The following is a 24,487-nucleotide window of genomic DNA, read 5'->3' as shown; positions in this document are numbered from 1 at the left end:
CTTTCGGGGGCGGGCCGCTCCGCATGCTCGCCCCCCAGGAGAAGGAAGTAGGTCAAGCGTCGTGGAAGATACGCTCCACCGTGGTGCGGGTGCGGCGGGCCACGCGTAGGTACTCGTCCAGGTACTCCTGGGGCTCGGCGTCCTCGCGCAGGATGGTGGCCAGCGCGGCCAGATCGGGGCCCTGGCGTGGGAGCTGGTCGCTGGCGCGGCCGCGGACCAGGGTGAGCAGGTTGCGCACGCGCGAAGCCTGGCGCCAACCGGCCTCCAGGGCCACGGCGTCGGCCGGGTCGAGCAGGCCGGCGGCGGTGGCGGCGGCCAGTGCCTCCAGCGTGCGCGGGGTGCGCAGCGAAGGGACGGCGTGGCCGTGCTGCAGCTGGAGCAGCTGGACGGTCCACTCGACGTCCGCGAGGCCGCCGCGGCCGAGCTTGGTGTGGGTGGCGGGGTCGGCGCCGCGCGGGAGGCGCTCGCTGTCCACGCGGGCCTTCAGGCGGCGGATCTCGTGGATCTGCTCGCGGGTGAGGCCGCCCACCGGGTAGCGGGTGCTGTCGGCCAGGGCGAGAAAGCGGGCGCCGAGGGACTCGGAGCCGGCCACGACGCGGGCGCGCAGCAGCGCCTGCGCCTCCCAGACCTTCGACCAGCGGGCGTAGTACTGCTGGTAGGCGCCCAGGCTGCGCACGAGCGGGCCCTGGCGGCCCTCCGGGCGCAGGTCGGCGTCGACGCCCAGGGGCGGGTCGTGTGCGGGGCGGGCGAGCAGGCGGCGCAGCTCCTCGGCGATGGTCAGGGCGACGCCGCTCGCGGCGTCGTCGGCCATGCCGGGCGCGGCCTCGTAGACGAACAGGACGTCGGCGTCGGACGGGTAGCTGGTCTCGGCGCCGCCCAGGCGGCCCATGCCGATGATGGCGAACTCCAGCGGGGGTTCCGCGCCGGCCGTCACGCCCAGGGTGGCGCGCAGGGTGGCGTCGATGACGGCGGAGAGGGCGTCGCCGACCGTGGTGACGTCGAGCAGGCCGAGCAGGTCGGCGCAGGCGATGCGGAAGAGCTCGCGGCGGCGCAGGGCGCGGACCGCGTTGATGGCGGTCTCGGGGTCGTCGTGGCGGGCGGCGGCGGCGGCGAAGCCCTCGGTGAGCACCTCGGCGCTGCGCGGGACGAGCTCGGCGTCGTCGGCGAGCAGGCGCAGGGCCTCCGGGTCGTGTACGAGCAGCTCGGTGACGTACCGCGACAGGGCGAGCAGCCGTGCCAGGCGCAGGGCGACCGGACCCTCGTCGCGCAGCAGGCGCAGGTACCACGGGGTGTTGCCGACCTTCTCCGACACCTGCCGGTAGGCCAGCAGGCCGCGGTCGGGCTCCGGCGCGTCCGCGAACTCGCTGAGCAGGGCCGGCAGCAGCTGGCGCTGGATCGCCGCGGTGCGCGACACGCCGCCAGTGAGGGCCTCGATGTGCCGCAGCGCGCCGGCGGGGTCGGCGAAGCCGAGCAGGTCGAGGCGGGCGCGGGCGGCGTCGGGGGTGAGGCGCAGCTGCTCGGTGGGCACCCGGGCGACGGCCTCCAGCAGCGGGCGGTAGAACAGCTTCGCGTGCAGGCGGCGGACCTCGCCGGCGTGGCGTACCCATTCGGCTCGGAACGACTCGACGGCGTCCCGTGCGGCGTTGGGGCGGTAGCCGAGGGCGTGCGCGAGCCAGCGCAGGCCGGTCGGGTCGTCCGGCACCGTGTGGGTGCGGCGCAGGCGCTGCAGCTGCAGACGGTGCTCGACGACGCGCAGGAACCGGTAGGCGCGCAGCAGCGCCTCGCCGTCGGCCAGGCCGACGTAGCCGCCCTCGATGAGCGCGCGCAGGCCGGCGAGGGTGGTCGGGGTGCGCAGCGACTCGTCGGCGCGGCCGTGCACGAGCTGCAGCAGCTGTACCGCGAACTCGATGTCCCGCAGGCCGCCCGGTCCCCGCTTGATCTCGCGGTCGACCTCGGCGCGCGGGATGGCCTCGATGATGCGCCGGCGCATGCCGCGGACCTCGTCGACGGCCTCGGGGCGCTCGGCGGCGGACCAGATCAGCGGCTGCAGCTCGGCGAGCCACTCCCGGCCGAGCTCGAGGTCGCCGGCGGCCGGGCGGGCCTTGAGCAGCGCCTGGAACTCCCAGGTCTTGGCCCACTTCCGGTAGTACGCCAGGTGCGACGCGACGGTGCGCACCAGCGCGCCGCGGCTGCCCTCGGGGCGCAGCTGCGCGTCGACGGGCCAGGCGACGAAGCCGCAGATCTCCATCATGCGGGCGGCCAGCGCGCTGCCCGCGCGCATGGCGGTCTCGACGTCGGCGCCGCCGTCGGGCTCGGCGACGAAGACGACGTCGACGTCGCTGACGTAGTTGAGCTCGCGGCCGCCGCACTTGCCCATGGCGATCACGGCGAGCCGGCACGTGTCGGAGCCCTGCTCGGCGATGGCGATCGCGAGGGCCGCCTGCAGGGTCGCGTCGGCCAGTTCGGTCAGCCGGCGCATGGTGACCTCGACGTCGGCGGCGCCGGTGAGGTCGGCGGCCACGATGCGCAGCAGCTCCCTGCGGTACCCACTGCGCAGGGAAGGCACCGAGGACACCTCGCGCGTGGTGTAGCCCGCCGGGCGGCTGTTCTGCTCGCCGACCAGCTCGCGCCACTCGTCGGGGTTGGCCACGAGCAGGTCGCCGAGGGTCGCCGAGACGCCGAGGACGCCGATGAGGCGGCGGCGCAGGGCCTTGTCCTCGCGCACGGCCGCGGCCACCTCCGGCCCCGCCGCCTCGACGAGCCGGTGCAGCTCGAACAGGGCCAGGTCGGGGTCGGCGGCGAAGTACAGCGTGTCGAGCACGGCCGCGGCCTCGTCGTCGGCGGGACGGCGGTTGACGGGGTCCCACAGGCCGAGCCCGTCGGGGCCGGCGACCGCCTCGGTGCGCTCGTTGTCGGTGAAGCCGAAACGAGCGAGGTGACCTGCGGCCATCAACTCGGCCTGATCAGCGGCAGGGAGCGCAGCCCGCCCTCGCCGCCCTGCGGTAGCCCGCGCAGCGCCACGGCCGCGAACCGCTCGGCGAAGGGCTTCCAGATCTCCTCGACGTCGCCCATCACCGCGTCGGCGCGCTCGAGCATCTCGACGGCGTCGATGCCGAGGTCGCCCAGCGTGTCGACGCCGTCCATCGCCCACTGCGCGAGCATCTCGAGGTCGCACTCGATGTGGAACTGCAGGCCCCACGCGGAACCGCCGATGCGGTACGCCTGGACGGGGTAGTTCGTCGAGGCCGCCAGCAGCGTGGTGTTCACGGGCAGCTCGACGATCTCGTCGAGGTGCCACTGGAACACGTCGGGCGCGAACGGCACCGCGGCGAAGATGGGGTCGTTGTCAGCGGCGTCGCGGCGGGCGACGAGCCGCACGCCGATCTCGGGCCCGGCGGCGCTGCGCTCGACGGTGCCGCCGTGCGCCTGCGCGAGCAGCTGCGCGCCGAGGCAGATCGCCAGGGTCGGCACCTTGTGCCGGGTCGCCTTGCGCAGCAGCCCGTCGAGCTCGTCGAACCAGGGCGCGCCCCGCCGGCCCTCGGCGTCGGCGAAGGCGTCCTGCTCGCCGCCGAGCACGACCACCGCCGCGTAGGCGTCGAGGTCGGCCGGCAGCGCGTCGCCGGCGTGCGGTCGGCACACCTCAAGCCGCAGCCCGCCGGCGATGAGCCAGTCCCCCAGCCGGCCCGGCCCGTCCGACGGGTCGTTCTCCACCACGAGCGCCAGGTTGCCCCGGCCGGGGCCTTCGATCGTCACGCACCGACAATAACGACCGTGCGCGCTCTGGAACCCGGCGACGTCGTCCGGCTCGTGTCCCCGTCCGGCCCCGCCGCGCCGGAGCGCGTCGCCCGCGGCGTGGAGCTGCTCGAGAGCTGGGGCCTGCGCGCCGAACCGGCGCCGCACGTCCTGGACCGCCGCGGATATTTCGGGGGTACCGATGATGCCCGCCTCGACGACCTGAACGCGGCCCTCGCCGATCCGCGGGTCCGCGCGGTGATCTGCACGCGCGGCGGCTACGGCGTGCAGCGGATCGTGGACGGCGTGCGATTCGGCGAGCCGAAGCCGATCGTGGGCTTCTCCGACATCACCGCGCTGCAGCTGGCGGCGTGGCGGCACGGGCGCTGGCCCTCGGTGCACGGCCCGGGCGGCGCCTGGCTGGACGCGCGCACGCCGGCGGCCTCGGCGGAGTCGTTGCGCCGCGCGCTGATGACCGGCGGCCCGCTGACCGTGCACGGCACCCCGGCGCCGGGCGGCGGGCGGGCCGAGGGCGTGCTGCTGGGCGGCAACCTGGCGATGCTGGTGAGCACGATCGGCACCGCGGACATGCCCGGCCTCGACGGCGCCGTGCTGCTGCTGGAGGACGTGGGCGAGGCGCCGTACCGCATCGATCGGATGCTGACGCAGCTGCTGCGCGCGGGTGCGCTGGCCGGCGTGCGCGGCATCGCGCTCGGGCAGTTCACCGAGTGCGACGGCACGGGCTCCGCCGAGGACGTGCTGGCCGAGCGGCTCGGCGGGCTGGGCGTGCCGGTGCTGGCCGGGCTGCCGATCGGGCACGGCGAGGGGCAGGAGACGGTGGTGGTCGGCGCGCCCGCGGTGCTCGACGCCGGCGCCGGGACGCTGGTAAGCCGCGTCTCACCAGTCGACTGAGCGAAGCCACGGGCGGCCGGCACGGTGCAGGATGGGCGCATGAGCACTCTGACGCCGGGATTCGGCGGTCTTCGCCGCAAGCAGCAGCCGGACCTTCCGCCCGGCCAGTACCTCGCGCACGACTTCCCGGTGCTGTCGGCCGGCCCGACGCCGCGGGTGCGCACCGAACGGTGGGAGTTCGTCATCACCACCGAGACGGGCGAGGAGAAGAAGTGGACGTGGGGCGAGTTCACCGCCCTGCCGTACGAGGACGTCACCGTCGACATCCACTGCGTGACGAAGTGGTCGAAACTGCACACCGGCTGGCGGGGGGTGCCGATCGACACGCTCATGGAGGACGTCGAGACGGCCGCCGACTATGTCATGGCACACTCCTACGACGGCTACACCACCAACCTCCCCCTCGAGGACCTGCTCGACGGACAGGCGTGGGTGGCGTACCGGTACGAGGGCGAGGCGCTCGAGGCCGAGCACGGCGGACCGGCGCGCCTGCTGGTCCCGCACCTGTACCTCTGGAAGTCCGCGAAGTGGATCCACGGCCTGCGGATGATGCTCGAGGACGAGCCGGGCTTCTGGGAGGAGGCCGGCTACCACAACTACGGAGACCCATGGCGCGAGCAGCGGTACCAGGGCGACTGAGCGGTCCGGAGCGAAGCGGAGGGGCCGATCAGCAATGAACACAGCTTCTAGGCTCGGGCGCCCGGAGCGAAGCGGAGGGCGACTGAGCTGGCGTAAGGCCACGCTCGTCTCGGCACGACAGGAAACCGCCAGCGCGCGGACGCTGGTGCTCGACGTTCCCGACTGGCCGGGGCATCTGCCCGGCCAGCACGTCGACCTGCGGTTGACAGCACCCGACGGCTACACGGCGCAGCGCAGCTACTCGATCGCGTCCGCGTCGGGCGTCGAGATCACCGTGCAGCGCGTCGACGACGGTGAGGTTTCGCCGTATCTGACCGATGTTTACGACATTTCGCAATCCATCGAGGTTCGCGGGCCGATCGGCGGCTGGTTCGTGTGGCGGGACACCGACCCGGCGCCCGTGCAGCTGATCGCCGGCGGGTCCGGCGTGGTGCCGCTGATGGCCATGATCCGGGCGCGGGCGGAGAGCGGCGCGAAGACGCCGTTCAAGCTGATCTATTCGGTCAGAACGCCCGAAGACGTGATCTATGCGGATGAGCTGCGCCGGAGGGCGCGCGACGACGGCGGGCTCGACGTGCAGTACGTCTACACCCGCGTGCGCGGCAGCCGGGTCGGCGTCGCGGACGTCAACACGCACGCGTGGTCGAAGGACTTCGAGCCCAGCGTGTACATCTGCGGGCCGACCGGCTTCGTGGAGACCGTGGCGGACATCATGGTGGCGCTCGGCCATGACGCCAGGAGCATCAAGACCGAGCGCTACGGGTGAGCCGTCACATCATGCCGAGGTAGCGCTCCCGCTCGAACGGGGTCACCACCCGGCGGTACTCCTCCCACTCCGTCCGCTTGTTCTTCAGGAAGAAGTCGAAGACGTGCTCGCCGAGGACCTCGGCGACGAGCTCGGAGCCCGACATGACGTCGATCGCCTCGGCGAGGTTCTCCGGCAGCGACTCGTAGCCGGCCGCGCGGCGCTCGCCGTCGGTCAGCGCCCACACGTCGTCCTCGGCGCCCGGCGGCAGCTCGTAGCCCTGCTCGATGCCGCGCAGGCCGGCGCCGAGCATGACCGCGTAGGCGAGGTAAGGGTTGCTGGCCGAGTCGAGCGAGCGGACCTCGACGCGCGCCGAGTTGGGCTTGCCATAGGCCGGCACGCGCACCAGGGCGGAGCGGTTGCGGTGGCCCCAGCACACGTACGCCGGGGACTCGGTGATCCGGTTGGGCAGCGTCTGCGGGAAGAGCCGCTTGTAGGAGTTCACCCACTGGTTGGTGATCGCGGTGTACTCCCGGGCGTGCACCAGCAGGCCGGCGATGAACGCCTGGCCGACCTTCGACAGCTTCATCGGGTCGCTCGCGTCGTGGAACGCGTTGCGCTCGCCCTCGAACAGCGACAGGTGCGTGTGCATGCCGCTGCCCGGCTGCTCGGTGAACGGCTTCGGCATGAAGGTCGCGTGCACGCCGTGCGACAGCGCGACCTCCTTGATGACGTGCCGGAACGTCATGATGTTGTCGGCCGTGGTGAGCGCGTCGGCGTAGCGCAGGTCGATCTCCTGCTGCCCGGGCGCGACCTCGTGGTGACTGAACTCGACCGAGATGCCGATCCGCTCCAGGGCGAGGACCGCCTGGCGGCGGAAGTCGCGGGCGACGGCGTGCGTGGTGTGGTCGAAGTAACCGCCGGTGTCCACCGGCAACGGGGCGGAGCCGTTCTCGCCGAGGCTCTCGAGCAGGAAGAACTCGATCTCGGGGTGGGTGTAGAAGGTGAAGCCCTTCTCGGCCGCCTTCGACAGGGCCCGGCGCAGCACGTGGCGCGGGTCGGCCCAGGACGGCGAGCCGTCGGGCAGGGTGATGTCGCAGAACATGCGGGCGCTCTCGCCGGACATGCCGCCCTCGAACGGGAACACCTGGAAGGTCGTCGGGTCGGGCATGGCCACCATGTCCGACTCGTAGACCCGGGCGAAGCCCTCGATGGCGGAGCCGTCGAAGCCGATGCCCTCCTCGAACGCCGCCTCGAGCTCGGCCGGCGCGACCGAGACGCTCTTGAGCGTGCCCAGCACGTCGGTAAACCACAGCCGCACAAAGCGGATGTCGCGCTCTTCGAGCGTCCGGAGCACGAACTCCTGCTGACGGTCCACGGTTATGCCCCCACGAGCTGCAGTGTCTACGGCCAATTCGGGCAAGTCTCGCCCGATGGTGTTACACACAAGTTACCGGACCGAGGTATCTCCACCCGCACGGGAGTGAACGGTCATCGGGCGCCTCCCTCCCAGCTGGGAGACACTGAAGGCATGCCGAGGCTGCGACTCGCGCTCGCCCAGGCCGACCCGACGGTCGGGGACCTGGACGGCAACGCGTCCCTGGTCATCGCCTGGACGGATCGCGCGGCCGGCGAGGGCGCCCACGTGGTGGCGTTCCCGGAGCTCATGCTCACCGGCCACCCCGTCGAGGACCTCGCATTACGGGGGTCCTTCGTCGCCGCGTCGCGGCGCGCGGCCGAGGACCTGGCCGCCCGTCTGGCGGCGCATGGGCTCGGCGAGGTGGTGGTGCTCACGGGGTACCTCGACGCCGACGACCGCGGCCCGCGCCCGGCGGTGGCCGTGCTGCACCGCGGCGAGTGCCACGCCGAGCCCGAGGGCGGCGTGGTCCGCGTCGGCGGCATCGACATCGCGCTCACCACCGGCGACGAGGCCGCGCCCCGGCCCGCCGGGCTGGTGGTGCACGCGGGCGGGCTCGCCTACGAGCAGGACGCGGACGACTCGCGGCTGGCCCGGCTGGCCGCACGGGCGGCGGCGGCCGGCGCGGTCGTGGCCTGCGTGAACCTGGTCGGCGGCCAGGACGAGCTGGTCTTCGACGGCGATTCCCTGGTGGTACGCCCCGACGGCGCCCTGGTCGCCCGAGCGCCCCAGTTCGTGGAGAAGCTGCTGGTCCTCGACCTGGACCTGCCCCCGGCCGCGGCCGAGCCGCCGGCCGGGCACCTGGTCCTGGCCGTCCCCCTGGCCGAGCCCGCGCGGCCGGTCCCGGCGCCGGAGATCGCCGCGCGGGTCGCCGTCGAGGCCGAGGTGTGGCAGGCGCTGGTGCTGGGCCTGCGCGACTACGCGCGCAAGAACGGCTTCCACAGCGTGGCCCTGGGCCTGTCGGGCGGCATCGACTCGTCGGTCGCCGCCGCGATCGCCTGCGACGCGCTCGGCCCGGCGTCGGTCGTCGGCGTGTCGATGCCCGGTCAGTACTCCTCCGACGACTCCCGCGAGGACGCGCGCGAGCTGGCCCGGCGCACCGGCCTGGACTTCCGGGTCGAGCCCATCCAGCCCATGGTGGACGGGTTCCTGGCCAACCTGGCGCTCGGCGGCGCGGCGGTGGAGAACCTGCAGGCGCGGGTGCGCAGTGTGGTCCTCATGGCGCTGTCCAACCAGGAGCGGCACCTGGTGCTCACGACCGGCAACAAGAGCGAGCTGGCGGTGGGGTACTCGACGCTGTACGGCGACTCGGCCGGCGGCTTCAACCCGCTCAAGGACGTGCCGAAGACCCTGGTGCGCCGCCTCGCCCGCTGGCGCAACGAGGAGGCCGACCGCCGCGGCGACCCGGCGCCGATCCCCGAGCGCTCGATCACCAAGCCGCCCAGCGCCGACCTGCACCCCGGCCAGCTCGACACCGACGCCCTGCCCGACTACGAGGTCCTCGACGACATCATCGCCGGCTACGTCGACGGCGGGCTGGGCCGCGACGAGCTCGTCGCGGCCGGGCACGACCCCGAGGTCGTCGAGCGCACGCTGCGGATGGTGGACGCGGCGGAGTACAAACGCCGCCAGAGCCCGCCCGGCACGCGCATCTCCGCTCGCCGCGCCGGCCGTGTGCCCATCACCAACCGCTTCCGCACGCGCGTTGGTTCAGCACTGTGAAAAACCGCATCCGACCGGGCGCATCCGGCGCCGCCGGTGCGACCATCGGGGGATAGCCCGGGGACCCCGCATGGGGCCTCGAGGAGTGAACAGGAGGACGCTGATGTCCGAGATCCCGTCCCTGTACGGCGGCGCCGTCAACCGCCGGGTTCGCACCAGGGACCTCATCGCCGCCAAGGAACGCGGCGAGCGGTGGCCGATGCTCACCTCGTACGACCAGTACACCGCCGGCATCTTCGACGAGGCCGGCATCCCTGTCCTGCTGGTGGGCGACTCGGCCGCGAACAACGTCTACGGCTACGAGTCCACGGTCTCCGTCAGCGAGGACGAGCTCCTGCCCCTCGTGCGCGCCGTGGTCCGCTCGACGCGCCGCGCCCTGGTCGTCGGCGACCTGCCGTTCGGCTCCTACGAGGAGGGCCCCGCGCAGGCGCTGCGCACCGCGGTCCGCTTCATGAAGGAGGGCGGCTGCCACGCCGTCAAGCTCGAGGGCGGCCGCCGCGTGGCCCCGCAGATCGCGGCCCTGACCAGCGCCGGCATCCCCGTCATGGCGCACATCGGCTTCACACCGCAGAGCGAGCACGCCCTGGGCGGCTACCGCGTCCAGGGCCGCGGCGACGCCGCCGAGGACGTGGTCGAGGACGCACACGCGGTCGCCGAGGCCGGCGCCTTCGCGGTCGTCCTGGAGATGGTCCCCGGCGAGGTGGCCAAGCGCATCACGCACGAGCTGCACATCCCGACGATCGGCATCGGCGCGGGCGCCGACACCGACGCCCAGGTGCTGGTCTGGCAGGACATGGCCGGCCTGCGCACGGGCCGGACGCCGCGCTTCGTGAAGCGCTACGCGGACCTGGCCGGCGCCCTGTCCGAGGCGACGCGCGCGTACGCGGACGAGGTCCGCTCGGGCGTCTTCCCGGCCCAGGAACACACCTTCGACTGACACTCGCCGCTCTCCCCCGGCTCCGACGCGCTCTGCCCGCCGGAGCCGGGCCCGCCAACCTCCCCGGCCCTTCCACGCAGAACTTCTCGGCCCTTCCACGCAGACTCGTCGGGGCTGGCCGGCGGGGCTGGTCGGCCCTTATCGTCGGGCTTTTGCGACAAGTCGGGCGCTGGCGCGCCACGACTTGTCGGATTTATACCTGACAGGCGATAAATCCACGCAAGCAGCCCATAGCGACACTGCGGAGCCTGCTGCGCACCTGCGGAGAGCGGTAGCACCTGCAGGGCGCATTCCAGGCCGCCGACCGGCGTTTTCTTTCCACGATCATGCGTTTTCGACCCTCCCAAGGGCCGGTTTTTATGATCGTGGAGAGAAAACGCCGGCCGTCAGCGCGGGAAGGCGGCGCCCGTTAGTTACGCGACGGACACATCCAGGCTCTTGAGGCCGCGGATGACGTACCCGGGCTTGTACACCGGCTCGCTCGACAACCGCAGCCCGGGCGCCTTGGCCAGCAGCGCACCGAAGGATGCCGCCAGCTCGATGCGGGCGAGCGGTGCGCCGAGGCAGTAATGGATGCCGGCGCCGAAGGAGATGTGCGGGTTGTCCCGGCGGGTCACGTCGAAGCGCTCCGGGTCGGCGAACGCGGCCGGGTCGTGGTTGGCCGAGCCGAACAGCAGGGCCACCTCGCTGCCCCGCGGGATCGTCACCCCGCGGACCTCGATGTCTTCGAGGACCCACCGCTCGAACATCTGCAGCGGGGTGTCGAAGCGCATGAGCTCCTCCACCGCGGTACCGATGAGCTCGGGCTTTTCTTGTAACGCGAGATGCTGCTCGGGGTGCAGCAGCAGGGCGCGCCACCCGTTGCCGGTGACGTTGACCGTCGCCTCGTGGCCGGCGTTGAGCAGCAGCACGCAGGTGCCGATGAGCTCGTCCTCGCTGAGCCCCTCGACCGCGGCGAGCGCGCTGACGAGGTCGTCGCGCGGGTCGTCCTTGCGGCGGCGGGCGAGGGCACGCAGGTACTCCGAGAACTCCTCCGACGCCCGCACCGCAGCCTCGGCCGTCTCGCGGGACGGGTTCAGCTCGTACATCCCGCAGATCGCCGCCGACCAGGGCCGCAACGCGTGCCGGTCGGCCTCGGGGATGCCCAGCAGCTCGGCGATGACGGTCACCGGCAGCGGCTCGGCGACGTTTGCGATCAGGTCGCCGCCGCCCTCGGCTACGAACGCGTCGACGAGCTCGTCGGCGAGGCGCTGCACGACCGGGCGCAGCGCCTCGACCCGCCGCGGTGTGAACGCCTGCGACACGAGCCGCCGCAGCCGCGTGTGGTCGGGCGGCTCGCGGTCGAGCATGCCGTTGTCGTTGAGGGTCCAGAACGGCTCCTGGTAGTCGGGCGGGGCCGAGCGTCCCATCTCCTCGTGCGTGGCCACGTGCAGGTAGCTGCGGCCGAGCCGGCGGTCCCGCAGCAGCGCGTTGACGTCCTCGTGGCGGCTGATGAGGTACTGCCGGCTGGGCTCGAACCACAGCACCGGCGACTCCTCGCGCAGCCGCGCGTAGGTCGGGTAGGGCGCCGCCACGAACTCGGGCGACCAGGGGTCGAAGGCGTGGCTCACAGGTCGGTCACCCGGATGCCGGCGTGCGCCTTGTACCGCTTGTTGATGGCGATCAGGTTGGCCGTGAACGCCTCGATCTGCCCCGCGTTGCGCAGCCGCCCGGCGAAGACGCCCCGCATGCCGCTGATCCGCGCGGCGAGGGCCTGCACCTGCAGGCAGGCGTCGCGGTCGTCGCCGAGCACGAGCACGTCCAGGTCGACGGCGTCGACCGCCGGGTCGGCGAGCAGCACGGCGCTGACGTGGTGGAACGCCGCGCACACCCGGGCCTCGGGCAGCAGGGTCGCGGCCTGCTCGGCGGCGCTGCCGTCCTCGACGCGCAGCGGATACGGCCCCTGCTTGTCGAACCCGAGCGGGTTGACGCAGTCCACCACGATCTTGCCGTCGTTCAGCAGCGGCGCCAGCTCCGAGACGATCGCCGCGTGGCCCTCCCACGGCACCGCGACGATGACGATGTCGGCCCCGGCGGCGAACGCGTTGTCCCCGCCGGCGACGACGTCCGGCCCGACGCCGGGCATCTCGCGCAGCTCCTGCGCCGCGTGCTCGCCGCGCTCGGTCGAGCGGGATCCGACGAGGACCCGCTGGCCGGCGCGGGCGAAACGGTACGCGAGGCCGCGGCCCTGGGGCCCGGTGCCGCCGATGATGCCGACGGACAGGCCCGACACGTCGGGCAGGGCGCTCTGGTCGTAGGTCATGCCTTCTGTTGTACCCCTTGGAAGACCACCTTTCGCTTGGCCGGGTCAGCTTCGGTGAGCCGCACCGTGGTCCGCTCCCCCAGCGGCAGGTCGGATCCCTCGCAGCGGGCCCGCACGGGCGGGTCGTCGATCGCGATGTCCGCGCGGTGGCGTGCCGGGTCGACGTCGAGCACGGCGGCCTCGAACGTCTCGCCGACGCGCCCCTGCAGCAGCACCGCCTCGACGAGGTCCACCGCGGCCCGGTCGGCCGAGCCGGCGACGCGGTCGGTGCGGGACATCACCTCGGGCAGCTTCGGCAGCGCGTCACGAGCCCACCGGGGCACCTCAGCGCCGCCGTGCAGGGCCAGGCACACCTCGGTGACGTAACGGTCGGCCAAGCGGCGCAGCGGGGCCGTCACGTGCGCGTAGGGCGCGGCGACGGCGGCGTGCAGCGGCTGCTCGGGCGGCGCGCCGTCGAAGGCCGTGTAGCCGGCACCGCGCATCATCTCGGCCGCCTGGTCGAGGAAGGCCGCGGCCCGTGGCTGCCCGGGGTCGATCGCGGCAATGACCTGCCCGGGAGTGGCATTTTCCGGCCACGGTACCCCCAGAGCCCCCGCAGCCACGCGCAGCGCCTCGACGGTCTCGCGCGGCGCCGGGGGCATCGTGCGCAGCAGCCCGACACCGCCGTCGAGCATGATGCGCGCCGCCGCCATCCCGGTGAGCAGCGAGATCTGCGCGTTGTACTCCTCGACGGCGACCGGCGCGCGCAGCGTCAGCCGCCACCCGTCCCCGTCCGGCTCGATCTCCTGCTCCGGCATCGGCAGGTTCACCGCCCCGCGCGCGAGCCCGAGCCCGACGAGCAGCTTTCCGATCTCGGGCAGCAGCGCCACGGACGGGTGCAGCTTCCCGCCGTCGGCGTCGGCCTGCACGCCCTCGTAGTTGAGCTTCGCCCGGCTGCGCACCAGCGCCCGCGCGACGTCCACGGCGACGGTCGAGCCGTCCGCGTCGAGGTCGATCGTCCACAGCACCGCCGGGCGCACCTGGTCCGGCAGCAGGCTGGCCGCGCCCTCGCTCAGCACCGGCGGGTGCAGCGGCACCTTCCCGTCCGGCAGGTACACGGTCTGCCCGCGCTGCCACGTTTCGCGCTCGAGCGCACCGCCCGGCTCGACGAACGCGGCGACGTCGGCGATGGCGTAATGCACGCGGTACCCGCCGTCGCGCCGCACCAGCAGCAGCGCCTGGTCGAGATCCTTGGAGGTGGGCGGGTCGATGGTGACGAACTCGAGGTCGGTCCGGTCCGGCCGCCCGTCGAACCGGAGCGCGGCGGCCTGCCCGGCCTCCCGCTCGGCCTCGGCGGAGAACCCTTCGGGCAGGTCGAGCTCGCGCCGGAGGGCACTGAAGTCGATGCGCGGGGCGAGTACACGGCGTGCGGTCACGGCTCAGTCTTACCAGCCCGCCTCACCCTCGCCCTCCGGCGAACGGCCATCCCTCGCCTCCTACACGCGCGAAGCCCCGTCCGCGCCGCACGCGAACGCCCCGTCCGCCGTCGCACCGCGCGGACGGCCGGTCCGCCCTCGCGATGCACGGACGGCGGCCCCCGCCCCGCCTCGCAGCGTGCGGACGGCGGGCCCCACCCCGCCCCGCCTCACAGCGCGCGGACAGCCGGTCTGCTCTCCGCGATGCGCGGATAGCGGGCCCCACCCCGCCTCGCGGCGCGCGGACGGCCGGTCGGCCCTCCCGGCGCGCGAACGGCCGGCCGGCCAGCGGGGCGCTCGGCTGCGCTGCCACACATGCGAACGGCCGGTCCGCCCTGCGAGGGGGCGAACCGGCCGTCGTGCGTGCCGTTGTTACGGGTGGGGCGTCACGGGCGGGCGAGGCTCGCCCAGTCCTCGACGGTCATGCTGGCCGCCTCCTCCGGGTAATTGCCGTTCTCGCGGCCCGGGATCGCCTCCGCCGACTCACCAGACTCGGCGGACTGCGGGGTGTTCTCCACAGCGCCGCCGGCGTCCAGACCGCCCTCGGCGACGACCGCAGGGGGCGTCACCGGCTCGGCGGCCGGGTTCAGCGACTCGGAGGACTCCGCCGGCGCGGCGGGGGCCGTGGTGGCCTTGCGGGCGGGTGCCTTGCGCGCGGTGGTCGTCTTGGCCGCCGTCTTCGCCGGGGTCGCCGCCTTCTGGGCCGCCGCCGCCTTGGTCGCGGTCGGCTTGGTGGCCGCCGCGGTCTTCGCCGGGGTGGCCTTCGCCGTCGCCTTGGTCGCGGTCGCCTTCGCCGCGGTGGACTTCGCCGCCGCCTTGGTCGCGGTGGCCTTGGTCGCGGTGGCCTTGGTCGCCGCCGCCTTGGTCGCGGTGGCCTTGGTCGCGGTGGACTTGGCCGGGGCCGACTTCGCCGCCGCCTTGGTCGCCGTCGACTTGGTCGCCGCCGCCTTGGCCGGGGCCGACTTCGCCGCCGCCTTGGTCGCCGTGGACTTCGCCGCCGTCGCCTTGGCCGCGCCCGCCTTGGCCGGCGTCGCCTTGGCCGTCTTGGCCGGGGTGGCCTTCGCCGCCGCCTTGGTGGCGGTCGCCTTGGTGGCCGTGGCCTTCGTCGCGGTGGACTTCGCCGCCGCCTTGGCCGCCGTCGACTTCGCGGCGGTCGCCTTGGTCGCGGTCGCCTTGGCCGTCTTGGCAGGGGTGGCCTTGGCCGTCTTGGCCGGGGTGGCCTTCGCCGCCGACTTCGCGGGAGCCGCCTTCGCCGCCGACTTCGCGGCCGCGGCCTTCGTCGCTGTGGCTTTCGTAGCTGCGGCCTTCGTGGCGGTGGCCTTCGTGGCGGTGGCCTTCGTCGCCGTCGCCTTGGTGGCAGGCGTCGCCTTGGCCGCCGCCGACTTCGCCGCGGTGGACTTGGCGGCGGTGGCCTTGGCGGCGGTCTTCGCCGGGGCCGCCTTCGCCGTCGACTTCGCGGCCGCCTTGGTCGCGGTCGCCTTCGTCGCGGTGGCCTTCGCCGCCGTCGACTTGGCCGCCGTGGTCTTCGCCGCGGTGGCCTTGGTCGCCGCCGACTTGGCCGGGGTGGCCTTCGCGGCCGTCTTGGCCGGGGCCGCCTTCGCCGCCGTCTTGGCCGGTGCCGCCTTGGCCGCCGCCGTCTTCTTCGCGGCCGCCGCCTTGGCCGGCGCCGTCGCCTTCGAAGCCGCCGTCTTCTTGGCGGCGGGTGCCGCCTTGGTGACCGCGGTCCTCTTCGCCGGGGTCGCCGCCTTCGAGGCCGCCGCAGCCGTCGTCTTCTTGACCGCGGTCTTCTTCGCCGGAGTCGCCGCCTTGGTGACCGCGGCCTTCTTGGCCGCCGTGGCGGTGGTCTTCTTCGCCGCGGTGCTCTTCGCGGCCGGGGCGGCCGCCTTCGAAGCCGCGGTGCTCTTGGCGGCCGGGGTGGCCGCCTTGGACGCCGCCGCGGTCTTCTTGGCCGCCGGTGCCGCCGCCTTGGTGGCCGCGGCCGTCTTCTTCGCGGCCGGCGTCGCCGTCTTGGCGGCCGTCCGCGAAGCCGCGGGCGTCGCCGTCTTGGCGGCCGTCCGCGCAGCGGCGGGCGTCGCGGTCTTGGAAGCCGTCCGCGAAGCCGCCGGGGTGGCGGACTTGGCAGCCGTCTTCGAAGCCGTCCTGGTCGCCGCCTTCTTGGCGGGGGTGGCGGCCTTGGTCTCGGTGGACGTCGCGGCGGGGGTCACCGCCGCGGTCGTCGTGCGGCGGGGGGAGCCTGCCGCGACCGTCTTCCGGGCCCTGGCGGGGGCCGGGTCGGTCGTCGCGGGGGCCGTGGCCGCCGCAGTCGTCGCGGCCGCGCGCGCTGCGGCCGATCTCGTGGTGGCCTTCTTAGCTGCGGCCATCGTGGTCCTCCTGGAGGAGTTCTCCCGCATCCTGCGGGATGTTCGCGGTTGGGTTGTGCGGTTGGACGGGTTCTGTGGCCGGATGGCCCGGGCGGTTCGCGGTCGCCCCGTGCGCCGGCGTCTTGCTAGTGCTTGCCTTCCCACCGTTCGTCTTCTGCGTCCCACGCCTCGTTGCGTTCCTGGACTTTGGCGAGGGCCTGTTCGGCTTCTGACGCCGAATCATAGGGGCCGAGGCGATCCTTTCCCGGGCACATGTCTGCCTCGGACTCGACCCTGTGGTGAGAAAGGCACCAGTAGTACCGCTCAGCACCGCTGCTGCTCATGACATCACTGTGCACCGCAAATGAAACACGCGCCACCGAAACCGGCAAATAGCTGGTTGAGATTCCACAGTAGACGCAACCGGCCGACACCGGTCGCCGACACGCTCGGGCGGGCAATACGCCGCCGCGGGCCCGGGCAAGCCGGGCGTGAATCCGTTGCGGTACAACGGATTGCCGATCATGACGAGGCCGGCAATTCCCACATCGAACCGGGAGTTCACCTCCGCTGCTGTGGTCGGTATCACCCGAGGGTGAGCCGAACGGAGGAAACAGATTCGAGTCGTCCGGTCGACCCTCCGGCCCTCGTTCGGGGGCGAACAAGGCATCGTCCACGGTGGACAACCCCGCCGCGGCGGGGTCCGGAACCTTTAAGCGAACATGAAACCCTCACCCCTCGTGGAGGCGTCATGAGTTCTCCGGCCGCCCTGCTGTGCATCGCCGGCTCCGCCGACCCCGCCGACGTGGCCCGGCACCTGTCCGGCGGGCGGGTCGCGCACACCCCCGACCGGCGCATCGTGCTGGTGTACGACACCGCGGAGGCGGCGATCCGGGACGCCTCGGCGTACCTGCGCCCGCGCGCGCTGACCTTCGTGAAGTTCGGCCTGCACGTCGGCGAGGAGCCCGACGCGGACGTCGCGCAACGCCTCGCCGAGGCCGCCGCACCCCGCACGCTGTGGCTGTCGGCGGCCGCACACGAGCGCCTGACGGGCGTCGCGGGCGCGCTGGAGGCGGTCGACCTGGGGTACCAAATGAAACCCTGACGGCCTGCGGGACAATCGGCCGGTGAGCCTACTTGCCGATGACCTGCCGGACGTCCTCGCCGTCACGCCGCTGGCCTCGCCGCCCGACGTTTCGTTGCGCCCGCCCGGCTCGAAGAGCATCACCAACCGCGCGCTCATCTGCGCCGCGCTCGCGCCCGGGCGCAGCACGCTGACGGGGATGCTGTTCGCCGACGACACCCGCGCGATGCTCGGCGCGGTGGCGGCGCTGGGCGCGACCGTCACCGCGGACGAGGCGGCGCTCACGGTCCTCGTCGACGGCATCGACCCGCTCGCCGCGACCGGCGAGGTGCACGTCGACGCGCGCCAGTCGGGCACCACGGGCCGCTTCGTGCTGCCGGCGGCGGCGCTGCGCCCGGCCCGCGGCATCGTGGACGGCAGCACGCAGCTGCGCGCCCGGCCGTTCGCGCCGCTCGTGGACGCGCTGCGCGACCTCGGCGCGACGGTGGAGGACCTGGACCAGCCCGGGTTCCTGCCGGTCGCCGTCACCGGCCCCGTGGCCGGCGGCAAGGTGGCGCTGCCGGGGCACATCTCCAGCCAGTTCCTCTCGGGCCTGCTCATGGCCGGGCCGCTGATGGCCGAGGGGCTGACGGTGGAGCTCACCTCCCCGCTCGTGTCGGTGCCCTACGTCGAGGCGACGGCGGCGGTCATGGCCGCGTTCGGCGCGACGGTCGAGGGGCTGACGGTGCCGCCGGGCGCCTACCGCCCGACCGCCTACGACATCGAGCCCGACGCGAGCGCCGCCTCCTACCCGCTCGCCGCGGCCGCCATCACCGGCGGCCGGGTCACCGTCGAGGGGCTCGGCACCCGCAGCCTGCAGGGCGACGTGCGCTTCGCCGACCTGCTCGAGCGGATGGGCGCGCGGGTCGAGCGGACCGCCGAGCGCATCACGGTGACGGGCACCGGCGCCCTGCACGGCATCGACGTCGACATGGCCGACATCTCCGACACCGCGCAGACCCTCGCCGCGGTGGCCGTCTTCGCCGACTCCCCGACCCGGGTCACGGGCATCGGCTTCATCCGGCGCAAGGAGACCGACCGCGTCGCCGCGGTCGTGACCGAGCTGCGCCGCGCCGGCATCGACGCCGTCGAGGACGAGGACGGCTTCACCGTCAACCCCGGCACCCCGGCGCCGACGGTCTTCGAGACGTACGACGACCACCGCATGGCGATGAGCATGGCGCTGCTGGGCCTGCGTGCGCCGGGCGTGCAGATCCGCAACCCGCGTTGCGTGGCGAAGACCTACCCGGCGTACTTCGCCGACCTAGCCCGCCTGGCGCAGCAGGGGTAGCACGGAGGTCCCGAACCACTCGACGTCCTCCGGGTCGTTCAGCATCAGGTTGTACGCCGTGAAGCCCGCAAACCCCAGCAGCTGCTCGGCGACCGCCTCGGGCGGGCCGTCCACCAGGCCCGCCCGGTGCACGTTCAGCGCGCAGGTGACGGCGGGGTTGATCCCGGTGACGACGGCGCGCATCCGCTGCAGCTCGTCCGGCGGGGCGTACCCCAGCGAAGGAATCCAGCCGTCGGCCAGCTCCCCGGTGACCCGCAGCGCCCGCGGCCCGTAGGTGCCGAGCCAGATCGGGATGCGGTGCGCGGGCTTGGGCTCCATCGGTGCGGCCTCGGTGCGGTGGATGCGCCCGTCGAAGGTCAGCGCCGGCTCGCTCCACAGCCCGCGGATGATTTGGATCGCCTCGCGCAGGCCGTCGACCTTCTCGCGGGCGGTGGGCACGCCGAGGCCGAAGGCGCGGAACTCTTCGTCGGAGTACCCGCCGCCGAGGCCCAGGATGAGCCGGCCGCCGCTGAGCCGGTCGAAGGTCTCGGCCATCTTGGCGACCATCGCGGGCGAGCGGTAGGGCACGCCGAGCACGCGCGTGGCGACCCGGATGGTGCTCGTGCTCGCCGCGATCCAGGCCAGCATCGTCCAGACCTCGAAGCTGGATGCGGTACCGCTGGGATGATCCGACGCCGACACGAAGTCGAACCCCAGCCGTTCCGCCCGCTGGGCGTCGCCCACCGGGTCGCTCGTCGTGCCGACGTTGACTCCCACGATCATCGCCCGATCTCCGTCCTGCGAGGCTGACAGCCGTACGCCATCCAGCATGAACCCGACCGAGCCAGCATGAACCCACCGAGGAGGATGCGACACCCATGGCACCCCGCCCGCACGACCAGCGCGTCACCGACACGCTGCGCCGCCTGTCCGACGACGTGGACGCGTGGGTCGCGACCGCCACGCCGGACGGCAGGCCCTACCTGGTGCCGCTGTCGTTCCTGTGGGACGGCGACACGCTGCTGTTCTCGACGGCGGCCCGCACGCCGACCGCGCGCAACCTCGTCGCCTCGCGGGAGGCGCGCATCGGCGTCGGACCGACCCGCGACGTGGTGCTCATCCACGGCGCGGTGACGGTACTGGAGCCGGACGACCTGACCGCCGCCGAGGGCGACGCCTTCGCCGAGAAGACCGGCTTCGACCCGCGGACGCTGCGCGACTACCTGTACTTCCGGGTCCGCCCGACGCGTGTGCAGGCGTGGCGGGAGGTGGACGAGCTGGCCGGCCGCGACATCACGCTCTGAGCCTTCACACCGGGTCGAACCGCAGCGCCTCCCAGCTGCCGGCGGCGGTACCGGTCGCCTTCATCATGCGGTAGGAGGCGCCCTTGTAGTCCACGCGGCAGGTGACGTAGGCGCCCTTGGAGGGGTTGCGCAGGAAGTACCTTCCGCTGTCGGTCCACACGTCGAAGGTCTCCCACACGTCGACCCACTCGCCGCGCCCGCGCAGCATGCCGCGCGCGCCGCCGGCGTAGTTGTACTCGGCGGTGACGAGGTAGCCCGACGGCGCGGTGAGGTACACCGTGTGCCCGCCGTCGCCGGAGCACAGCGAGAACACCTCCCAGCTGCCGGCCTGGTCCGCCGCCGTCCGGGCGCGCAGCATGTTGTGCTGGTCGCCGCCGTAGTCCTGCTCCTCGGCCACGTACCGGCCGGAGGCGTAGCTCCAGATGCGGTAGTTGTGGCAGTAGTACAGCCCCGGGACCTGCGAGGAGCCGAGCGCGAGCGCACCGCCCGGCGGCGGCGCGGGCGTCGCACCCGTCATGTCGATGTGGCCGGGCTGCGGCTGCCCGTCGCCGGCGACGGCGCGTACCACATCCAGCTCCGAGGCCCCGGCCGCCGCGAACGGCGCGACGACGACGGCCGCGACCACCGCGGCGAGCATGACGACGAGACTCCTGCGCACGGGCGAAATGCTGCGGCCACGCATCGAGACCGGTCAAGGCGCCAAAGCCGCAATTAAAGCGCGCTTGAGCCCTGCATCCGCTTCACGGCGATCGGGCCGCGCGGCCGTAGATGGCGCCCGGCCCGATCGCCGCCCCCGTTGCACGCCCGGGAACGGCTGCCCGCGCGCGTCCCGTATCCCTCAGCGCGGCGGTGTCGAGCTCGCGCCGCCGGTCGGAGTCGGTGTGGCGTGCCAGCTCGGGTCGCAGGTGCAGTACACGTCGAGCCCCGGCACCGGCGGCACCCCCTGGAGCCGCTCCCGCACCGCCGGGAAGTCCGAGGCGCACCGCAGCGTGAATTTCCACGCCTCCGCCAGGTCGTCGGCCCGGGTCGACGCGACGAGATCGGGCGCGTCGCTGAACCCCACCTTGAACCGCTCCCACTGCTCCTCGCGGCTCGCGAACCGGAACGACTCGACCTCGGCCGAGCGCTGCAGCACGTCGCCGATGTGCGCCCGCAGCGCGTCGTCCGCATTTATCGGCAGGAACGCCGACGCTTCGGCCGGCGCACAGGACGGAGCCGCCACCTCGCGGCCCGGCGGCGCTCCCCACGCCACCCAGCCCGTGGCCAGCACGAGCGCGAGCGCACCCATACCGGCGATGCCCACCTGCCGCCGTCTGCGCCGCCGCCCGGCGGCCGCCGCGGCCGCCTCCCCCGGCGGCCGGATCTGCCGCCCGGCACGGTCGCCGAGGTTTGACAGTGCCCCGCGGAGCCGGTCGTCGTCGAGCTCAGACATGTCCGTCCTCCTCCTCGCTCAGGTGCTTGGCCAGCGCGATCCGCCCGCGGTACAGCCAGTTGCGCACGGCACCGTCCCGCGCCCGGCACAGCTCGGCAATCTCGGCGACGGGCAGCCCGGCGAGGTAATAGAGCACCACCGCCTGCCGCTGCCTGTCGGGCAGCGTCTTGAGCGCCCGCTCCAAGGCCACCCACTCCGGCCCCGGCCCGTCGACGAGCTCGATCCGCTGGCTCTGCCGGTACCGCAGCGCGGTCCGCATCCGCCGGATCCGGCTGGTCGCCAGGTTCCACGCGACGCGGCGCACCCAGGCGCCGGGTTCGTCGTAGCGGGCGATCCGCCCCCATCGCGTCCACGCCCGCGTGAACGCCTCCTGGGTCGCCTCCTGCGCCTCTTCGACGCTGCCGAGGTACACGGCGAGCTGCCGGGCGATGACCGGAAACTGCGCGCCGTAGCACTCGGCAAAGTCCGGCATCGCTCCCCCGACCGCGCTCGGCGGGGCCACGCCCCCGACTACAGGAATCGTTGTCACACCACTCACACGCCCACCCGAGCCCAAACGTCACACACGTCTACGGCAGAGCGAACCCCGCCAATCCCGAAGCCCGCCCGTCACGTCTTCCTCCACGCCGGCGGCGGCCAGGTGCCATGCGTTTTAGCACTGCTGGAGGCCGGTTTTCATCAACGCGGAAACATAACGCGCACGGGCAGCCTGGAACGCATCCCGCAGGCGCAGCTTTGAGCAGGCAGACAGACGCGGGTCGATCGGGCGCGTCCGGCGCGGCAGCGGCGCATGGGGGTGGGGGTGGGAACCCCCGCCTGCGCCGCCAGGCGCGGAAGTACAGACGGACGAGTCGACCTGTACGCCGGGTTCTGTCCTCACCGTGGTGAGGGGCGGCCATCCATCTCGGCCTGACGTTGCCGGCAGGCTCTAGCGGTCTACCCGCAGGCTCGGGCGGGCCGCCCTCGAACGCCTGCGCAGGCCGGGCCCGTGGGCGCCGGCCCTTTTTGACCTTGCTCCGGGTGGGGTTTACCTAGCCGCCCCGGTCACCCGGAGCGCTGGTGGGCTCTTACCCCACCGTTTCACCCTTACCCGGCCGGGCCGGTTTCCCGGTCCGGCCTGGGCGGTCTGCTTTCTGTGGCACTGTCCCGCGGGTCGCCCCGGGTTGCCGTTAACAACCACCCTGCCCTGTGGAGCCCGGACGTTCCTCGGCGGCAACCCCCGGTAGGGAGTGCCGACGCGGCCGCCCGGTCGACTCGTCCGTCGCGCTGACTATGGTAGTCAGACCATGAACCTCGCCGACATCGCACTGCTCTCCGTCGCCGGGCTGGCGGCAGGGACCGTCAACGCGATCGCGGGGGGTGGCTCGCTCATCACGTTTCCGGCGCTGATCGCGACCGGGCTGCCGCCGGTGGCGGCCAACGTCACCAACTCGACCTCGGTGTTCCCGGGGTACGCCGCCTCCGTGTACGGCAGCCGGACCGACCTGGCCGACCTGGCGCGGGACGGGTCGCGGCGGCTGCTGGTGAGCCTTGCGCCGACCGCGGTGGTGGCGGCGGGGCTCGGGTGCGCGCTGCTGCTGCTCACACCCGCCAAGGCGTTCGACGTGGTGGTGCCGTTCCTGGTGCTGGGGGCGACGGCGGTGCTCGCGTTCCAGGACCGGCTGCGGCGGCTCGTCGGGCATCCGCGGGAGATGTCCGGGCGCCGGCAGGCGTTCGGGCTGCACGGGATGGTGTTCCTCGGGTCGCTCTACGGCGGGTACTTCGGCGCCGCGCTCGGCGTGATGCTCGTCGCGGCGATCGGGCTGGTGCTGGACCAGTCCATGGCCCGCATCAGCGCGCTGAAGAACGTCGTTTCGGCGCTCGGCGGGCTCGTCACGGTGCTCGCGTTCGCGCTGTTCGGGCCGGTCGACTGGGCCGATGTGGCGGTCGTGGCGCCGGCGGCGCTCGTGGGCGGGTACGTGGGCGCCCGGCTCGCCCGAAGGCTGCCGAGCGCCGTCCTCAAGGCCCTCATCGTCGTGTTCGGCACCGCCGTGGGGCTGGTGCTGTTCTACCGGGCGTTCCTCTAGGAGAGATGGGCCGTCTCGTTGACCGAGCGCACCGCTACGCCGCCGTCGGGCCAGGAGTCGATCACCGACAGGCCGGCGGGGTCGAGGTAGAGGCGGAAGAGGAACGAGTCGCTCGCGGCCAGCGCGTCGCGCAGCAGGAGCTTGATCGGGGTCACGTGGCTCACGACCGCGATCTCCTGGCCCTCGTAGCGCTCCTGCAGCCGGCGCACCGCCCGGCGCACCCGCATCGCGACCTGCTGGAAGGACTCGCCGCCGGGCGGGGCCACGGCAGTGGAGGCGAGCCAGCGATCCTGCTCGGCGGCGTAGCGGGCGCGGACCTCGGCGTAGGTGAGGCCCTCCCACTCGCCGAAGTCGCACTCGATCAGGTCGTCCTCGACGTGGATGGGCAGGTCGCCGAGCGCGGCGGCGGTCTCCAGGCAGCGCTTCAGCGGGGAGCTGACGACGGCCGCCAGCTTCGGCGCCACCTGGCGGGCCCGGGCGGCGGCGCGGGCGGCCTGCTCTTGGCCGAGCTCAGAGAGCGAGATGTCGCCGCGGCCCGAGTACCGCTTCTCGGCCGTGTACGGCGTCTCGCCGTGCCGTAGCACCACCATCCGCAGCGGGGAGCCGGTCGAGGGAGGTGACCAGGACCGGACCTCGGCCGGCGGTGATGCCGTTGCCGACGCCGGCGTAGGTACCGATGCCGAGGAGGGAGACTCCTTGCCGTCCATCGCGTCGTTGGCGAGGCGGTCTGCGTGCTTGTTCTGTTCGCGTGGGATCCAGGTGTACCGGACATGGGTGAAGCTCTTGGCCAGCTCGCGAGCCTCCTCCGCGAGCGGGCGCAGGCCGGGGTGCTTGATCTGCCAGCGGCCCGACATCTGCTCGATGACGAGCTTGGAGTCCATGCGCACGTCGACCTCGTCGGCGCCGAGCTCGCGCGCGGCGCGCAGGCCGGCGAGCAGGCCCGAGTACTCGGCGACGTTGTTCGTGGTCACGCCCAGCGCGCCGTGGCGCTCGGCGAGCACCTCGCCGGCCTCGCCGAGCACGACGGTGCCGTAGCCGGCCGGGCCGGGGTTGCCCCGCGACCCGCCATCCGCCTCGACGGACACCCGCATGC

Annotated in this window: 22 protein-coding genes and 1 other RNA gene; 9 read left to right on the top strand and 14 right to left on the bottom strand. The window is 73.3% G+C overall.

All coding sequences use genetic code 11. The features are described from left to right. Nucleotides 1-52: 52 nt before the first annotated feature. Both ABD901_RS21030 and ABD901_RS21025 read right to left on the bottom strand, forming a co-directional pair. Nucleotides 53-2,950 carry a bifunctional [glutamine synthetase] adenylyltransferase/[glutamine synthetase]-adenylyl-L-tyrosine phosphorylase gene (locus ABD901_RS21030; protein WP_345128804.1) on the bottom strand — a complete coding sequence of 966 codons (2,898 nt, stop codon included), beginning with the start codon at nucleotides 2,948-2,950 and terminating at the stop codon, nucleotides 53-55. After that, complete coding sequence (locus ABD901_RS21025) at nucleotides 2,950-3,753, bottom strand: type 1 glutamine amidotransferase (RefSeq protein ID WP_345128803.1); 804 nt, start codon at nucleotides 3,751-3,753, stop codon at nucleotides 2,950-2,952. The genes ABD901_RS21030 and ABD901_RS21025 overlap by 1 nt, the downstream gene beginning before the upstream one ends. 18 nt (nucleotides 3,754-3,771) lie before the next feature. Between ABD901_RS21025 and ABD901_RS21020 the strand changes: the two genes are divergently transcribed. The 3 genes from ABD901_RS21020 to ABD901_RS21010 are packed head-to-tail and all read left to right on the top strand — an operon-like array spanning nucleotide 3,772 to nucleotide 6,049. Next, a complete protein-coding gene (locus ABD901_RS21020; protein WP_345128802.1) occupies nucleotides 3,772-4,644 on the top strand; it encodes a S66 peptidase family protein in 873 nt (290 codons plus the stop codon). Between the two features lie 39 nt (nucleotides 4,645-4,683). Further along, entirely contained in the window at nucleotides 4,684-5,283 is a 600-nt protein-coding gene (locus tag ABD901_RS21015; RefSeq protein WP_345128801.1) for a sulfite oxidase-like oxidoreductase, read from the top strand. Nucleotides 5,284-5,317: 34 nt separating this feature from the next. Next, nucleotides 5,318-6,049, top strand: a complete 732-nt coding sequence (locus tag ABD901_RS21010; protein ID WP_345128800.1) for a ferredoxin reductase — start codon at nucleotides 5,318-5,320, stop codon at nucleotides 6,047-6,049. Between the two features lie 4 nt (nucleotides 6,050-6,053). Here the strand turns inward: ABD901_RS21010 and glnA are convergent, their stop codons facing one another. Continuing rightward, nucleotides 6,054-7,406, bottom strand: a complete 1,353-nt coding sequence (glnA, locus tag ABD901_RS21005; protein ID WP_345128799.1) for a type I glutamate--ammonia ligase — start codon at nucleotides 7,404-7,406, stop codon at nucleotides 6,054-6,056. A gap of 153 nt (nucleotides 7,407-7,559) precedes the next feature. Here glnA and nadE point away from each other — a divergent pair, with 153 nt between their 5' ends. Together nadE and panB are read left to right on the top strand one after the other, a co-directional pair. Continuing rightward, entirely contained in the window at nucleotides 7,560-9,167 is a 1,608-nt protein-coding gene (nadE, locus tag ABD901_RS21000) for an NAD(+) synthase (protein ID WP_345128798.1), read from the top strand. Nucleotides 9,168-9,270: 103 nt separating this feature from the next. Further along, entirely contained in the window at nucleotides 9,271-10,104 is an 834-nt protein-coding gene (gene panB, locus ABD901_RS20995; protein WP_345128797.1) for a 3-methyl-2-oxobutanoate hydroxymethyltransferase, read from the top strand. A gap of 413 nt (nucleotides 10,105-10,517) precedes the next feature. Here panB and ABD901_RS20990 read toward each other — a convergent pair whose 3' ends face one another. From ABD901_RS20990 to ABD901_RS20970, 5 genes are all read right to left on the bottom strand, one after another. Next, nucleotides 10,518-11,714 carry a cytochrome P450 gene (locus ABD901_RS20990; RefSeq protein ID WP_345128796.1) on the bottom strand — a complete coding sequence of 399 codons (1,197 nt, stop codon included), beginning with the start codon at nucleotides 11,712-11,714 and terminating at the stop codon, nucleotides 10,518-10,520. Beyond that, complete coding sequence (gene npdG / locus ABD901_RS20985) at nucleotides 11,711-12,406, bottom strand: NADPH-dependent F420 reductase (protein WP_345128795.1); 696 nt, start codon at nucleotides 12,404-12,406, stop codon at nucleotides 11,711-11,713. The genes ABD901_RS20990 and npdG overlap by 4 nt, the downstream gene beginning before the upstream one ends. Further along, entirely contained in the window at nucleotides 12,403-13,821 is a 1,419-nt protein-coding gene (locus ABD901_RS20980) for an RNB domain-containing ribonuclease (protein WP_345128794.1), read from the bottom strand. The genes npdG and ABD901_RS20980 overlap by 4 nt, the downstream gene beginning before the upstream one ends. 425 nt (nucleotides 13,822-14,246) lie before the next feature. Then, nucleotides 14,247-16,220 carry a hypothetical protein gene (locus ABD901_RS20975; protein ID WP_345128793.1) on the bottom strand — a complete coding sequence of 658 codons (1,974 nt, stop codon included), beginning with the start codon at nucleotides 16,218-16,220 and terminating at the stop codon, nucleotides 14,247-14,249. 125 nt (nucleotides 16,221-16,345) lie between these two features. After that, the gene (locus ABD901_RS20970) at nucleotides 16,346-16,543 is read right to left on the bottom strand and encodes a hypothetical protein (protein WP_345128792.1); all 198 of its coding nucleotides are present in this window, start codon (nucleotides 16,541-16,543) and stop codon (nucleotides 16,346-16,348) included. Nucleotides 16,544-16,950: 407 nt separating this feature from the next. Here ABD901_RS20970 and ABD901_RS20965 point away from each other — a divergent pair, with 407 nt between their 5' ends. Together ABD901_RS20965 and aroA are read left to right on the top strand one after the other, a co-directional pair. Next, nucleotides 16,951-17,304, top strand: coding sequence for a hypothetical protein (locus ABD901_RS20965; RefSeq protein ID WP_345128791.1), 354 nt, complete (start codon nucleotides 16,951-16,953; stop codon nucleotides 17,302-17,304). A 22-nt stretch (nucleotides 17,305-17,326) separates the two neighbouring features. Continuing rightward, nucleotides 17,327-18,613, top strand: a complete 1,287-nt coding sequence (gene aroA, locus ABD901_RS20960; protein ID WP_345128790.1) for a 3-phosphoshikimate 1-carboxyvinyltransferase — start codon at nucleotides 17,327-17,329, stop codon at nucleotides 18,611-18,613. Here aroA and ABD901_RS20955 read toward each other — a convergent pair. Continuing rightward, complete coding sequence (locus ABD901_RS20955; protein ID WP_345128789.1) at nucleotides 18,587-19,375, bottom strand: LLM class flavin-dependent oxidoreductase; 789 nt, start codon at nucleotides 19,373-19,375, stop codon at nucleotides 18,587-18,589. The two genes, aroA and ABD901_RS20955, sit on opposite strands and share 27 nt — an antisense overlap. A gap of 95 nt (nucleotides 19,376-19,470) precedes the next feature. Here ABD901_RS20955 and ABD901_RS20950 point away from each other — a divergent pair, with 95 nt between their 5' ends. Then, nucleotides 19,471-19,896 (top strand): pyridoxamine 5'-phosphate oxidase family protein, encoded by a 426-nt coding sequence (locus ABD901_RS20950; RefSeq protein ID WP_345128788.1) that lies wholly within the window; start codon nucleotides 19,471-19,473, stop codon nucleotides 19,894-19,896. A gap of 4 nt (nucleotides 19,897-19,900) precedes the next feature. On the opposite strand, the gene ABD901_RS20945 is transcribed toward ABD901_RS20950, so the two are convergent. The 4 genes from ABD901_RS20945 to rnpB form a co-directional block, all read right to left on the bottom strand. Beyond that, nucleotides 19,901-20,554: a fascin domain-containing protein gene (locus tag ABD901_RS20945; protein WP_345128787.1), complete on the bottom strand. Its 654-nt coding sequence runs from the start codon at nucleotides 20,552-20,554 to the stop codon at nucleotides 19,901-19,903. A 180-nt stretch (nucleotides 20,555-20,734) separates the two neighbouring features. Beyond that, the gene (locus tag ABD901_RS20940) at nucleotides 20,735-21,328 is read right to left on the bottom strand and encodes a permease-like cell division protein FtsX (RefSeq protein WP_345128786.1); all 594 of its coding nucleotides are present in this window, start codon (nucleotides 21,326-21,328) and stop codon (nucleotides 20,735-20,737) included. Next, complete coding sequence (locus ABD901_RS20935) at nucleotides 21,321-21,830, bottom strand: RNA polymerase sigma factor (RefSeq protein WP_345128785.1); 510 nt, start codon at nucleotides 21,828-21,830, stop codon at nucleotides 21,321-21,323. Before ABD901_RS20935 ends, ABD901_RS20940 begins: the two co-directional genes overlap by 8 nt. Nucleotides 21,831-22,171: 341 nt before the next feature. After that, nucleotides 22,172-22,585: RNase P RNA component class A (rnpB, locus tag ABD901_RS20930), an RNA gene on the bottom strand. Between the two features lie 29 nt (nucleotides 22,586-22,614). Between rnpB and ABD901_RS20925 the strand changes: the two genes are divergently transcribed. After that, nucleotides 22,615-23,394 (top strand): sulfite exporter TauE/SafE family protein, encoded by a 780-nt coding sequence (locus ABD901_RS20925; RefSeq protein WP_345128784.1) that lies wholly within the window; start codon nucleotides 22,615-22,617, stop codon nucleotides 23,392-23,394. On the opposite strand, the gene ABD901_RS20920 is transcribed toward ABD901_RS20925, so the two are convergent. Continuing rightward, a complete protein-coding gene (locus ABD901_RS20920; protein WP_345128783.1) occupies nucleotides 23,391-24,485 on the bottom strand; it encodes a bifunctional RNase H/acid phosphatase in 1,095 nt (364 codons plus the stop codon). The genes ABD901_RS20925 and ABD901_RS20920 overlap by 4 nt on opposite strands. Nucleotides 24,486-24,487: the final 2 nt, after the last annotated feature.

The organism is Dactylosporangium darangshiense (assembly GCF_039537565.1).
Lineage (GTDB): Bacteria > Actinomycetota > Actinomycetes > Mycobacteriales > Micromonosporaceae > Dactylosporangium > Dactylosporangium darangshiense.
This window is presented reverse-complemented; position numbering and strand designations above follow the sequence as displayed.

Coding starts and splice junctions, on each gene's coding strand:
- ABD901_RS21010 (WP_345128800.1), top strand. CDS start 5,318: ATGAACACAGCTTCTAGGCTCGGGCGCCCGGAGCGAAGCGGAGGGCGA.
- ABD901_RS20925 (WP_345128784.1), top strand. CDS start 22,615: ATGAACCTCGCCGACATCGCACTGCTCTCCGTCGCCGGGCTGGCGGCA.
- npdG (WP_345128795.1), bottom strand. CDS start 12,406: ATGACCTACGACCAGAGCGCCCTGCCCGACGTGTCGGGCCTGTCCGTC.
- ABD901_RS20965 (WP_345128791.1), top strand. CDS start 16,951: ATGAGTTCTCCGGCCGCCCTGCTGTGCATCGCCGGCTCCGCCGACCCC.
- nadE (WP_345128798.1), top strand. CDS start 7,560: ATGCCGAGGCTGCGACTCGCGCTCGCCCAGGCCGACCCGACGGTCGGG.
- ABD901_RS20970 (WP_345128792.1), bottom strand. CDS start 16,543: ATGAGCAGCAGCGGTGCTGAGCGGTACTACTGGTGCCTTTCTCACCAC.
- ABD901_RS20950 (WP_345128788.1), top strand. CDS start 19,471: ATGGCACCCCGCCCGCACGACCAGCGCGTCACCGACACGCTGCGCCGC.
- ABD901_RS21015 (WP_345128801.1), top strand. CDS start 4,684: ATGAGCACTCTGACGCCGGGATTCGGCGGTCTTCGCCGCAAGCAGCAG.
- ABD901_RS20940 (WP_345128786.1), bottom strand. CDS start 21,328: ATGTCTGAGCTCGACGACGACCGGCTCCGCGGGGCACTGTCAAACCTC.
- ABD901_RS21030 (WP_345128804.1), bottom strand. CDS start 2,950: ATGGCCGCAGGTCACCTCGCTCGTTTCGGCTTCACCGACAACGAGCGC.
- ABD901_RS20920 (WP_345128783.1), bottom strand. CDS start 24,485: ATGCGGGTGTCCGTCGAGGCGGATGGCGGGTCGCGGGGCAACCCCGGC.
- ABD901_RS20975 (WP_345128793.1), bottom strand. CDS start 16,220: ATGGCCGCAGCTAAGAAGGCCACCACGAGATCGGCCGCAGCGCGCGCG.
- panB (WP_345128797.1), top strand. CDS start 9,271: ATGTCCGAGATCCCGTCCCTGTACGGCGGCGCCGTCAACCGCCGGGTT.
- ABD901_RS20955 (WP_345128789.1), bottom strand. CDS start 19,375: ATGATCGTGGGAGTCAACGTCGGCACGACGAGCGACCCGGTGGGCGAC.